Genomic DNA, 11,723 nt, shown 5'->3' with positions numbered 1-11,723 from the left:
TCGACTGGAGCTTACGTCTCAGCCCACATCCTGAGCAGGTTGTGATAATGCCCAGTCAACCCCACCATCTCCGGCCCGTCGCCATGCTGCGCCCGCAAGGCCTGGATATTCGCATCCAGCTCGAACAGCATCGACCGCTTCCAGTCATCCCGCACCATGCTCTGCACCCAGAGGAAGGACGCCAGCCGCTCGCCGCGCGTCACCGGCATCACCTGGTGCACGCTGGTCGACGGGTACACGATCGCATCCCCGGCCGGCAGCTTGACGTCGTGGGCGCCGTAGGCGTCGGCCACCGACAGCTCGCCGCCGTCATACTCGTCCGGATCGGACAGGAACACCGTGCACGACACGTCGGCGCGTACTGCCGCCCCGCCCCGCTGCGCGCGGATCGCGCCATCGACGTGCGGCCCGTAATGCTCGCCGCCGGCATAGCCGTTGAAGTAAGGCGGCAGGATGCGCAGCGGCAGCACGCTCGAGAAGAACAGCGGATTGGCCATCAGCGCCGTGCTGACGATCCCGCCCAGCTCCAGCGCCAGCGGCGAACCCTCGGCCAGCTGGCGGTTGCGCTTGACCTGGGCGCCCTGGCTGCCGACGCTCTGGCGGCCGTCGACCCAGTCCGTCTCGCGCAGGCGCGTACGGCACTGCGCCACCTGTTCCGGGCTCAGGACGCCGGGGATATGCAGCATCATGATGCGATCCTCAATATAAGAACGCCTGTGTGCGTAGGGTGGACGGCTATGCCGCCCACGCGGTGACACGCGCTGGTGCGGATGTGGTGCACGATAGCGGAGCCGCCAACAATCGACGCGTGGACGGGGAACCCGTCCACCCTACCACTTCAGGTTAGCGGTCAAGCTCGCCGAGCGGCCCGGCGTCACGCCGGCGTAGTGCGGCGACGACACCTTGTCGAAGTACAGCTTGTCGCCCAGGTTCTGCACGTTCAGCTGCAGCGACAGGTCGTGGTTGACGTTGTAGCTGGCCATCGCGTCGAAGCGGGTGTAGCCCGGCGCGAACTTGTTGTTGTTGACGTTGGCGTACACGCGGTCCATCGACGACAGGCCGGCGCCGACCGTGAAGTCCTTGTTGATCGCATAGCTGGTCCACAGCGTGGCACTCTTCTTCGGCGTGGTCGGGAACTGGTTGCCGTTGTACGGCGACGGCGCATACACGGCTGGCTGGCCCGAAGCGGCGGTATTCAGGTAGCCGTTGTCGGCCACCACCGCATCCAGGTAAGTAACGCCGCCGAACACGGTCCAGGCTTGCGTGACCTTGCCCGAGAAGCCCAGCTCGACGCCCTTCACTTCCCTGCGGCCGACGTTCTGGGTGGTGCCGTCCGGTGCGGTGACGCGGGCATTGTTCAGCTCGCTCTTGAACAGGGCGGCGCTCAGCGACAGGCGGCCGCCCGGCATCACGTCCCACTTGGTGCCCAGTTCCCAGTTCTTGCTGCGCTGCGGCTGCAGGTTCTGGACCTGCACGGTCAGGCCGTCCAGGCCGTCGCCGCCGTCGTTGCCCGGCGGCGTGGCCGAGGTGGCGTAGGACAGGTAGATGCTGCCGTTGCTGGCCGGCTTGTACACGATACCGGCCTGGGTGCTCCAGAAGGTGCTGCCGACGTGCGCGCGGACGGCGGTGGCGGTGCCCGCTGCCGGGGTATACAGCTTGCTGTCGAAATCGTCGAAGCGCGCGCCCAGGTTCAGCAGCCACTGCGGGGTGAACTCGACCGTGTCGAAGGCGTAGGCCGCCTTGGTCGTGGTCTCGACGCTGGTCTGGGTCGGCGACAGCGTGCGGGTGTAGACCCAAGGATCGTTCGGGTTCGGGTTGACCAGCGTGGTGCAGTTGTACAGCGTGGCCGCGCCCGAGGTCGGGCAGGTGAAGGTCTTGGTCAGCGGGTTGTTGGTGCCCGGCGTGAACACGTAGGCGGCACGGTCGGTGCGCTCGCGCGAGAATTCGACGCCTGCGTTGTAGCTGTGCTTGATGCCGGCGGCCTGCAGCTCGCCGCTCAGGCTGGTGACGTTGGCGGCGGTGGCGGTCTCGGTGGCGCGCGAGTTGGCGCGGCGCCAGACGTTGCCGTACAGGACGGTGTTGCCCTTGGAGTCGTCGGGCTGGGTCCAGACGTAGTCGTTCTGCGAACGGCCGTAGCGGGTCACGTTGCGCAGTACCGCGGCTTTCGAGAATTCGTGGCGCAGGTCGACCGTGCCGACATCGCTCTTGGTGTCGCGGAAATCGCGATTGGCCAGGCCGTAGAAGGTGTTGCGGTCGACGTTCCAGGGGCGGCCGTCGCCGTTGCGGGCGACGTTGCTGCCACTGCTGAACGGGTTGTTGAAGGGGATGCCGGTGTCCGGGATCTCGTGCGTGGTGAGATGGTAGACGCTGACGATGGCGCGGGTCGGGCCGTTCAGGCCGAAGGTGACGGTCGGCGCCACGCCCCAGCGGCTGCCGCCGACGACATCGCGGCCCGGCGTATCGGCTTCGTGGCCCATCACATTGAGGCGGAAGGCGCTGTCGCTGCCGATGCTGCGGTTGATGTCGGCGGTGACGCGCTTGTACTTGTCGGTACCGATGCCGACCGAGGCGCTGTTGAAGTCGTAGGCCTGCGCGGTCTTGCTGACCAGGTTGACGCCGCCGCCGGCCGAGGAACGGCCGCCGTAGGCCGAATTCGGTCCCTTGACCACTTCGACCTGCTCCAGGTTGAAGATCTCGCGCGACTGCGAACCGGCGTCGCGGATGCCGTCGACATAGGTGTCGGTCTGGGCGTTGTAGCCGCGGATGAACAGGTTGTCGCCGACCGGGTTGCCGCCCTCGCCGGCGCCGATAGTAATGCCGGGCACGGTGCGCAGCGCGTCCGTCAGCGACACCGCGCCGGTCTGGGCGATGATCTCGGCCGGGACCACGGTGACCGATTTCGGGGTATCCAGCAGCGGCGCGGTGAATTTCTGGTTGGCCGAGGCAGCCGCCTGGCTGTTGGCGCCGGTCACCTGCACGGTCGGGATCGATTGGTCGATGACGAGGTCGGGTGCCGCCTGGGCCGCCAGCGGCAGGGCCAGCGTCGCCAGCATGGCCAGTGCCGGGGCCGGCAGTGGGGCGCCGTGCTTGCGGCTCTTGATGAAGGCGTTGCGTGGTGCCGCGGTCTTGTTATGGCTTGTCATTGTGGTCGAGGTCGGCGCCGTTTCTCTCCATTCGGCGCTAAAAGAAAATGAGAACGATTCGCATTATGATTCTTGTTGGACGGTTTGACAAGCGCCGATGAGCAGCAGAGCCGCTTCAATCATTGCGAACTTGCCGGTGCGTTACTGGCATATGGCCGAATCAACTACAATACCGGGGATATGGGTTTATCATGATTGACCGGACCCCCGATCTCACCACATCAATTTACCGAAGAGACTCCCAAGCGCTATGCGTCGCCCCTCCAAAGATTCACCCAAACTCTCGGCAGAAAGCCAGCGTCTCGTCAGTATCAGCCAAGCCATCGTGCAGGCGGCCAGCCGCGTTGAAGAACGGACCTGGGAGCGCAACCTCGACTCGCAGCTGCAGAAGCTCCTGAAGACGAACCACCAGGACAGCATCGACGGCGCGCTCAACGTCCTGTTCAAGGGCGACCTCGCTGCCTACGACGTGCTGATGGATTGCGTCGAAGCGGTCAGCGAGTCTTCCTGCATGACCGAACAGGCAGACGGCGGCGAAACCCAATGGCAGACCCTGCTGGTCGCGGCGCCAGTGCTGGCCTGGACCCGCTTCGCGATCGCCTCCGGCACCATTCCGGGCGACGTGCTCGGCACCCTGGGTGCCCACCTGTCGGCCCACCTGCTGGCCGAAGGCACCGAAGTCGCGCTGGCCCCGACCCTGTACTCGATCGACCAGCTGCCGCGCACCCATGCCGAAACCTATGCGCTGACCCACAAGCTGGCCCAGACCGCGCACAAGAACGGCAAGAACGGCGGCGTCAAGCCGGCCGCGCCGGGTCCGGACACCTCGCAGTTCCTGGCCGACACGCGCTACCTGCTGGCCGCCGTGGTCGCCCCGCAGGGCGCCCCGCTGTTCCGCTGGCAGGAGCCGCAGCACCAGGTCAATTTCGAAGCCGTGCGCGACGCCGCGCTCGAGCAATGGCGCGCCCAGGCCGCCCCCAGCATCGGCCGCCTGCTGCCGGGCTGCGGCATCGAGCTGCTGCTGCCGGAAGCGTATTACGTGGCCTGCCGCGAAGCCGACAAGCTGATCCGCCCGGTCTCGATCCGCGCCGCCGTCCATTACCTCACCCACACGCTGGGCGTGGAACCGGGCGACCTGCGCGCCGTCGTGGCCGGCTTCGGCGACGAAGCCAGCGACACCCAGGTCGACGAATACCGCGTCGGCTTCACCCTGCGCCAGCAATCCGACGTCGTCTACGGCATCGTCTGGCCGCTGTACGGCCAGGAAGACGAGGAAGGCACGCCGATGGAAGGCCCGGCCCCGGGCGAACGTCCGCTGGCGCCGCTCGACGAGATCGTCAGCCACCTCAACGAGGTCGGCATCACGCACGTCAAGCGCATCGGCGAACGCTATGTGGCCGAGTACTGCGACGATTGCGGGGCACCGCTGTTCGCCGACCCGAGCGGCGAGCTGGTGCATGCGGAGATGCCGGAGGATACGCCGGCGGGGAATGAGCATTTTCACTGAGGACAGGCTCAGTTCCAACGCGTAGGGTGGGCACCCGGTGCCCACGCGGAAGCTGGCGTCATGCAAACGTTCGCGTGGGCACGGGGTGCCCACCCTACGTGCTGCCTTCGCAGGGGTGACGTTTTGAGGTCGCGGGGCTAGGTTTGCCGCTCGGCCTGCACGATCCGCCCGGTCTGTTCAATCCGCTCGACCCGTTCGCTCCGTTCCGCCTCCTTCTCCTGCTCCGCCAGATAAGCATGAATCTGCGCCACCGCAGCCGCCCCCTCCCCCGCCGCAGCCGCCACCCGCTTGGTCGAAGCGGCCCGCAGATCTCCCACCGCGAACACCCCGTCCACGCTGGTTTCCAGCGCCCGCCGCGCATGCTCGCCGGTGGCATCGAATCCGGTCAGCACGAAGCCCTTGTCGTCCAGCGTCACGCCGCACTCGTCCAGCCAGTCGCTGTTCGGATCGGCGCCGATGAACAGGAACAGGTGGCGTGTCTCGCAGCTGTGCAGGGTGCCGTCCCGGCGTGCGCGGTATTGCACGCGCACCAGGCCGCCGTCGTCGCCTTCCAGCGCCGCCACCTCCATGTGCGTGTGCAGTTCGATGTTGGCGCTGGCCGCGATGCGCTCGATCAGGTAGCTCGACATGGTCGCCGCCAGGCCCGGCCCGCGCACCATCAGGTGCACCTTGGCGGCGTGGGCGGACAGGAACACCGCGGCCTGCCCGGCCGAGTTGCCGCCGCCGACCAGCACCACTTCCTGGCCGCGGCACAGGCCGGCCTCGACCGGCGACGCCCAGTAATACACGCCGCGGCCTTCGTAGCGCTCGAGATCGGGCAGCGGCGGCTTGCGGTAGCGCGCGCCGGATGCCAGCACCACGGTGCGGGCGCGCAGGCAGGTGCCGTCATCCATTTCCACCCTGATCGGACGCGCATCGCACAGCAGGCGCACGGCGCGCGCCGGGATCGCGATCTCGGCGCCGAACTTGAGCGCCTGCACGTAGGCGCGCCCGGCCAGCGCCCGCCCGGAAATACCGGTAGGGAAGCCGAGGAAGTTTTCGATGCGCGCGCTGGCGCCGGCCTGGCCGCCGTAGGCACGCGCGTCCAGCACCATCGTCGACAGGCCTTCCGAGGCCGCGTACACGGCGGTCGCCAGCCCGGCCGGACCGGCGCCGGCCACCAGCACGTCGTACACCTTGTCGCGGTCGATGCGCGGCAGCGTGCCCAGGCAGCGGCCCAGTTCGACCAGGCTCGGGTTGCGCAGCACGAAACCGTCCGGCAGCGCCACCAGCGGCCAGTCCGCTTCCGTGCGCCAGTGGTCGCGCACCAACTGCGCCGCTTCCGCATCGAGCGCCGGATCGCGCCGGGTGTAGGGGTAGGCGTTGCGCGACAAGAAATTCTCAACGTCGAACAGGCCGGCATGCCCGCTTGGGCCGACCAGGATCGGACCGCCCGGCTGCTCCTCGATCAGGCGCACCCGGCGCAGGATGAAGGCGCGCATCAGGCGCTCGCCCAGCTCGGCCTCGGCCATCAGCAGCGCGCGCAGCGAGGGTGCGTCCAGCACCAGCGTGTCGAGCTCGCCCACGGCGACGCCGTCCACCAGCGGCGGCCGCCCGGACAGCACCGCCACCTCGCCGCTGAACTGGCCGGGGCCGTATTCGACCACCTCGACCCGCTTGCCGAGCGCATCGGTGCGGCTGCACAGCAGGTGGCCGGCCAGCACCACCAGCATGCCGGGCGAATCGACGCAGGCGCGGAACACGGTGTCGCCGTCGTGCCAGCGACGCGGCACGGCAAAGCGCTGCATGCGGCGGATATCCTCGCCCCCGAGTACGGGATAGATCTGGTGACCGCGCGTCGCGAGGTCGACCGCGGAGCGATGTTCTTCAGGCAGGAATTCGGAAATCGACATGGTGGACCGCCTCCGTGGGAAGTGATCCGACCATCCTAAACCAGATTACTGTCTTGGCAAGGCTGCGATGACGCGTTTCGCGAACTCGGCCGTATTGCCGGCGTGCCAGCGCCACACGACGACCAGGTCGTGCTCGGGCGAGACCACGATATCGTTGCTGCCGGCACCGAGGGCGGCATAAGCGCTGGCCGGCAGGCCAGGCAGGTTCTTGCCTTTGGTATTCAGCCACCACAGATAGCCATAGTCCGGTCCGTGCTCGCTCGGGCGCAGCGCCGCCTTGACGTAGTCCGGCGGCAGGATCTGGCGGCCGTTCCAGTTGCCGCCGCGCAGCCACAGGTAGCCGAAGCGCGCCATGTCCCAGGAATCGATCCACATGCCGCCGCCCCAGCGCGTGCCGCCGCTGACCGAGGCCATGGGGCGGCCGTCGATCTCGACGTAGCTGTTGGTGTACGGTACCCACTTCCAGGTAGCGGAGGCGCCGATCGGGTCCATCACTTCCTGCTGGAACACGTCCGGCACCGGCTTGTTGAACACGCGCAGCAGTGACAGCGCCAGGCGGTTGATGCGCACGTCGTTGTACTCGAAATGGCTGCCCGGCGCACCCAGCATGCGCGGCTTGCGCTCGCCGGCGCCAAACGCGTCATGGCCGATGAAGTCGGCGTTCTTGCCCCACAGGCTGCCTTCCCATTCTGACTCCTGGTGCAGATGATGCTTCCAGGTGACCGCGGCATTCTGCGCGGATGCGTAGCCGCCATCCCTGACGGTATGCCCCACCGGCTGGTCGAGGTCGGCGATGCGGCCGTCGCGCAGCGCCACGCCGGCGACGGTGGCGAGCATGCTCTTGGCCACCGAATAGGTCGGGTCGACGAAATGGGTATCGCCGAACTCGGCCACCACGTAACCCTTGTAGATCACCACGCCGTTGGTCGGCGCACGCCGCGACGGCAGCGAACCGAGCGGCTCGCCGAAGGTCTTGCGCTGGTCGGAAAAGTCACGCTCGCGTTCGGTTTCGTGGGACTGCGCGAAGGCGATCGCTTCGGCCAGCTTGGCGCCGTTGACGCCGAGCTGGGCCGGGGTCTTGCGAGCCCACTCGGCAGGCGGCGGAAAATAAGCGGTAGATGCGGCGGCGGTAGATGCGGCAGCCAGCGCGGCCGGCGCTATCGCTGTCAATAAGGACGTTAACAGGACGGCGCGCCGCGTGATCCGAATCATGCTTTATCTTTCCACTGCGAATAAGGCGAGCGGATCAGGCTGGAATTGTAGTAACGCTTGTCGCCGGTGACTTCGCGCCCGATCCAGTCCGGCTTGTCGAAGGCTTCGTCCTCAAACCCGAGTTCGATCTCGGCCACGACCAGGCCGGCGTTCTCGCCCGCGAACTCGTCGACTTCCCAGACGTGCCCTCCATAGTCGATGCGATGGCGGGTCTTTTCCACCAGCGGCTGCTCGCACAAGCGTTCCAGCAGCTCGGCGGCGTCGGGCACCGGAATGTCGTATTCCCACTCGCCGCGACTGGCGCCGGTGACCTTGCTCTTGATGGTGATCACGGCACGTTCGCCCTCGATGCGAACCCGCACGGTCCGTTCGGGGTCAGAGCACAAGTAACCCTGGCGCATCAGCGTCGGCTGGCCCAGGCCGCGCCAGCCATCGTCGGCGGGCAGGAATTTGCGTTCGATCTCGATGCCCATGCCCGCCCCCGCTCAGTCGTCCAGCGATTGCAGGATCGGCTGCAGCATCGCCGCGCCGAGCGCCACGCTGCGCGCGCCGTTCCAGCCAACCTGCGGGTCGGGCAGGTCGGCATTGTCCTTGAACGGCATTTCCAGCGTCAGCGACAGGCACTTGAAGGTGTGGCCGATGTACTTCGAGGCCAGGGTCAGCAGCTCCTCGTTGTACTTGCTGGCCGCGTAGCCGATCTTGTTCTGGAAGTCCGGGCTGCTGGCCATGTAGCGCTCGATGAAGGCGTTCTGGGCCGCCGCACGTTCCGGCGTGAAGTCGGTCAGCATCTCGCAGCCGGCCACGAAGTTGTAGGGCAGCGCTTCGTCGCCGTGGATGTCGAAGAACATGTCGACGCCCGTTTCGTGGATCTTGTTCTTCACGCACAGCACTTCCGGGCTGCGCTCGCGCGACGGTTCCATCCACTCGCGATTCAAATTGGCGCCGGCCGCATTGGTGCGCAGGTTGCCGCGCACCGAGCCGTCCGGGTTCATGTTCGGCACGATGTAGAACACGGCGCGCTGCAGCAGCTTCCTCGCGACCGGGTTGGCATTGTCCAGCAGCGCATCCATCATGCCCTCGACGAACCACTCGGCCATCGTCTCGCCCGGATGCTGGCGGGCGATCACCCAGATCTTCTTCTCGGCCTGCGGATTGCCGATCACTACCATGTTCATGTCGCGGCCATCGACGGTGGTGCCGATGTCGTGCACGCGCGCGATCGGGTTCTCGGCGACTTCGCCCAGCAGGCGCAGGTGGCGTTCCCAGGTGTAGGGCTCGAAATAGGCGTAATACACACTGTCCAGTTCCGGGGTGTGCTCGACGCTCAATACCTGGCCGTCGAAACGGGTCGGCACCCGGAACCAGTTCTCGGTGTCGTAGCTCGCCACCACCTGGTAGCCTTCGAAGCCTTTCGGGTAAGTGGCCTGGCCCGCGTTCAGGAAGCGGATCGTGCAGGCCTGGCCGCGCGCGCCTTGCAGGCGGAAGTGGAACCACTGGTGGATGTCGGCGTGCGAATCCTTGCGCAGCTTGAGGTCGATGCGGTCCGGCGATTCCGCTTGCACGACGTCGATCGCGCCGGCGTCGAAATATTGGCTGATTTTGATGGCCATGGCTGTTCCTTGGTTGCGCGTGCTTAACGGGTACTTATTGCGCTTCGAGATCGATCAAATCCTTCGCGTACGCCAGCATGATCTGGCGCATCAGCTCGACGTTGCCGCGGTCCAGGACCACCGTCAGGTCGGGTTTGCGATCGAGGTTGAAGGTCATGCTGATCTTGCCCGGCAATACCTTGCAATTCACCGTGGACGCACGCGGGACGTTGGGACTATCCCAATCCATCTGCGTGATCTGCGGACCGGCCGGCGGCGCCTGCAGGGCTGGATCCTGGTTGATCGGCAGGTGCTTGAGCAGCCAGAACACGATCGATGCCGGGACGAATACGCAGACGTCGCTGCTGCCCTGGTTGGAGAACTTGACGAGCAAAAGGTTGCCAACCCGGTCGCACGACATGGACATGCTCTTTACTTGGCGAATGACCGCAGATTTCACGACGAATCCCTAGGAAATATGGTTAAAAAGGCGCAAAGATTCTACCCCATCCCATATCGGAATTGTGTGAAAGAAATGCAAAAAGGGAGGGGCAATCCGCTCCTCCCTTTTCGTTTGACGTACAGGCCCTGCTTGCGGGAGGACGGCGCCGCCGCCGTTCTCCCGTCCGTTGTACGCATTATTGCTTGTTGCCTTTCGACGAGCTGCGTGAGGATCCGGATGCGGAACCCGAAGCCGATGCCGATTGACGGTTGCCATGGCTCATGCTGCCTGCACGGCGTGCCTCTTCCGAGGTGAATTCATGTGCGGTGCCCTTCTGGTGCGCCGCCTTGCCGCCCTCGCTGGCGATCTGGCGCTGACGCTCCGGGTCCATCGATGCGAAACCGCGATTCTTGGTGCCGCCGCTCTGTTTGTTGCCCTGGTTGTTCGATGCCATGCTCTTCTCTCCTCGCGTTGCTGGAAAAACCGCCGCGTCCTGCGGCAGGCGTTGCCCGATGCCGCCGGTGAAGTACCGTTGAGCGATCGGTGGGAATCATCTTATGCAGCTCGTATGGGTGACACTATAGGAGTATTTCAGATGACTTTGTAGGACAATGAGAGACAGAAAATGCACTTACGAAATCTACTTCCAGTAGTAAATAACTCGTCAGTATTTCTCCTACAGTCAGCGACAACGTCTTCCTATACTGGACGCGTGCCGGAAAGCGCATCATGTCCCTATCAGGCGGGGCGCAGCCCTGCACTCATCCGATTGAAAAGGAGACGCGACCATGGACGCGAACCAACGCAGCGAAATCAACAACCAGACCAACAACGGCGCCAACGAAAAATGGACGGCGGGCGCAACCGGCAAGAGTGCCGAGAACGGCGCCCCGCTCGACCACACCTACCCGCAGGGGCTGGGCGTGCAGCAGCAGGGCAACCAGCAACGCGACATCATGGGCACGCAGCAGAGCGGCATGGGTCCGGGTGCAGCCCCGGGCGGCATGGGCGGCCGCGAAAGCGGCGACGATTCTGGCATTCCGGGCGGTTCGATGGAAACCCAGATCAACGGCGGCTCCGGCCCGGTACAGGGCATCACCGACAGCCACCAGCGCCAGGCCGAACAGAAGTCGTGGGCCTACGGCATGCTGGAACAGCCGGTCGGACATCGCCCACACGACAGCGGTGTGAATCTTAACCAGCAACGCGACATGCGCCGCGACGACGTGCGCGGCAGCCTGCCCTCGCAAAGCACGGCCCAGCCGGACCTGCAGGGCGGCTCGCTCGGCCCGCGTGGCGGCAACCTGAACATGCAGGGCGACACCCGCGGCGGCGGCATGGCCGGCCCGCTCAGCCAGCAGCAGGCAAGCCAGATGAGCGGTTCGATGGGCAACCGCCAGTCGGCCGCCCCGGTCAGCCAGGGCGACCTCAGCACCAACGGCGGCGGCAAGGCCGGTCCCCAATCCGGAGGGCAGTCGTCCCAAGGCGGCGGCCAGGAAGCCCAGCATGGCAACATCCAGGAAGGCGTGGCCGGTTCACGTGCCGGCGCCAACCAGGAAGCCGACTTTGGCGGCGTGCACCAATCGAATGACGTGGCCGGCGGCCTGCCGCGCTCGCCGGGCAATACCGGCGCCAGCACCGACCGCGCCGGTTCGCAGACCGGCGCCGACGGCCGCGAGGCCGGCACCGCAGACGTGCATAAGTCGAACGACGCCGCCGGCGGCTACCCGCGCAGCCCGGGCTTCGCCAACCGCCTGGCCGGCGACAGCAATATGGACGACGATACCGGCTTCAAGCGCAAGTAAAGTGCAGTTAGTTCCCGCCTCCACGGCGCCGCCCTTCGGGACCGGCGCCGTTTTTCTTGATGCAGGTTCAAACCGGCAACCGCCACCGGAACCCTGCCATTCGCTCGCTGGTCGAACCGATCACATCATCGCC

General features: G+C 66.1%; 10 protein-coding genes. 2 read left to right on the top strand and 8 right to left on the bottom strand.

Translation table 11 applies throughout. The features are described 5' to 3' along the window. Nucleotides 1-11: 11 nt before the first annotated feature. Both U1H99_RS05935 and U1H99_RS05930 read right to left on the bottom strand, forming a co-directional pair. Nucleotides 12-689, bottom strand: coding sequence for a Fe2+-dependent dioxygenase (locus U1H99_RS05935; protein ID WP_323140805.1), 678 nt, complete (start codon nt 687-689; stop codon nt 12-14). Nucleotides 690-830: 141 nt separating this feature from the next. Further along, nucleotides 831-3,143: a TonB-dependent receptor gene (locus U1H99_RS05930; protein WP_323140804.1), complete on the bottom strand. Its 2,313-nt coding sequence runs from the start codon at nt 3,141-3,143 to the stop codon at nt 831-833. Between the two features lie 250 nt (nt 3,144-3,393). Between U1H99_RS05930 and U1H99_RS05925 the strand changes: the two genes are divergently transcribed. Next, nucleotides 3,394-4,650, top strand: a complete 1,257-nt coding sequence (locus U1H99_RS05925; protein ID WP_323140803.1) for a DUF2863 family protein — start codon at nt 3,394-3,396, stop codon at nt 4,648-4,650. A gap of 137 nt (nt 4,651-4,787) precedes the next feature. On the opposite strand, the gene U1H99_RS05920 is transcribed toward U1H99_RS05925, so the two are convergent. The 6 genes from U1H99_RS05920 to U1H99_RS05895 all read right to left on the bottom strand — a co-directional run bounded on the left by U1H99_RS05920 (nt 4,788) and on the right by U1H99_RS05895 (nt 10,239). Further along, nucleotides 4,788-6,542: an FAD-dependent oxidoreductase gene (locus tag U1H99_RS05920; protein WP_323140802.1), complete on the bottom strand. Its 1,755-nt coding sequence runs from the start codon at nt 6,540-6,542 to the stop codon at nt 4,788-4,790. A gap of 45 nt (nt 6,543-6,587) precedes the next feature. Then, the gene (locus U1H99_RS05915; RefSeq protein ID WP_323140801.1) at nt 6,588-7,754 is read right to left on the bottom strand and encodes a serine hydrolase domain-containing protein; all 1,167 of its coding nucleotides are present in this window, start codon (nt 7,752-7,754) and stop codon (nt 6,588-6,590) included. Next, complete coding sequence (locus tag U1H99_RS05910; protein WP_323140800.1) at nt 7,751-8,227, bottom strand: CYTH domain-containing protein; 477 nt, start codon at nt 8,225-8,227, stop codon at nt 7,751-7,753. The genes U1H99_RS05915 and U1H99_RS05910 overlap by 4 nt, the downstream gene beginning before the upstream one ends. A 12-nt stretch (nt 8,228-8,239) precedes the next feature. Next, entirely contained in the window at nt 8,240-9,364 is a 1,125-nt protein-coding gene (locus U1H99_RS05905; protein WP_323140799.1) for a M14 family metallopeptidase, read from the bottom strand. Nucleotides 9,365-9,398: 34 nt separating this feature from the next. Next, the gene (locus U1H99_RS05900; protein WP_323140798.1) at nt 9,399-9,737 is read right to left on the bottom strand and encodes a hypothetical protein; all 339 of its coding nucleotides are present in this window, start codon (nt 9,735-9,737) and stop codon (nt 9,399-9,401) included. Nucleotides 9,738-9,981: 244 nt separating this feature from the next. Beyond that, a complete protein-coding gene (locus tag U1H99_RS05895) occupies nt 9,982-10,239 on the bottom strand; it encodes a KGG domain-containing protein (RefSeq protein ID WP_141834558.1) in 258 nt (85 codons plus the stop codon). A gap of 334 nt (nt 10,240-10,573) precedes the next feature. Between U1H99_RS05895 and U1H99_RS05890 the strand changes: the two genes are divergently transcribed. Further along, complete coding sequence (locus U1H99_RS05890; protein ID WP_323140797.1) at nt 10,574-11,590, top strand: hypothetical protein; 1,017 nt, start codon at nt 10,574-10,576, stop codon at nt 11,588-11,590. The last annotated feature ends 133 nt before the right edge of the window (nt 11,591-11,723 follow it).

It is taken from the genome of Massilia phyllosphaerae (assembly GCF_034659755.1).
Taxonomy (GTDB): domain Bacteria; phylum Pseudomonadota; class Gammaproteobacteria; order Burkholderiales; family Burkholderiaceae_D; genus Telluria; species Telluria phyllosphaerae.
This window is presented reverse-complemented; position numbering and strand designations above follow the sequence as displayed.

Coding starts and splice junctions, on each gene's coding strand:
- U1H99_RS05895 (WP_141834558.1), bottom strand. CDS start 10,239: ATGGCATCGAACAACCAGGGCAACAAACAGAGCGGCGGCACCAAGAAT.
- U1H99_RS05930 (WP_323140804.1), bottom strand. CDS start 3,143: ATGACAAGCCATAACAAGACCGCGGCACCACGCAACGCCTTCATCAAG.
- U1H99_RS05910 (WP_323140800.1), bottom strand. CDS start 8,227: ATGGGCATCGAGATCGAACGCAAATTCCTGCCCGCCGACGATGGCTGG.
- U1H99_RS05915 (WP_323140801.1), bottom strand. CDS start 7,754: ATGATTCGGATCACGCGGCGCGCCGTCCTGTTAACGTCCTTATTGACA.
- U1H99_RS05905 (WP_323140799.1), bottom strand. CDS start 9,364: ATGGCCATCAAAATCAGCCAATATTTCGACGCCGGCGCGATCGACGTC.
- U1H99_RS05935 (WP_323140805.1), bottom strand. CDS start 689: ATGATGCTGCATATCCCCGGCGTCCTGAGCCCGGAACAGGTGGCGCAG.
- U1H99_RS05890 (WP_323140797.1), top strand. CDS start 10,574: ATGGACGCGAACCAACGCAGCGAAATCAACAACCAGACCAACAACGGC.
- U1H99_RS05920 (WP_323140802.1), bottom strand. CDS start 6,542: ATGTCGATTTCCGAATTCCTGCCTGAAGAACATCGCTCCGCGGTCGAC.
- U1H99_RS05925 (WP_323140803.1), top strand. CDS start 3,394: ATGCGTCGCCCCTCCAAAGATTCACCCAAACTCTCGGCAGAAAGCCAG.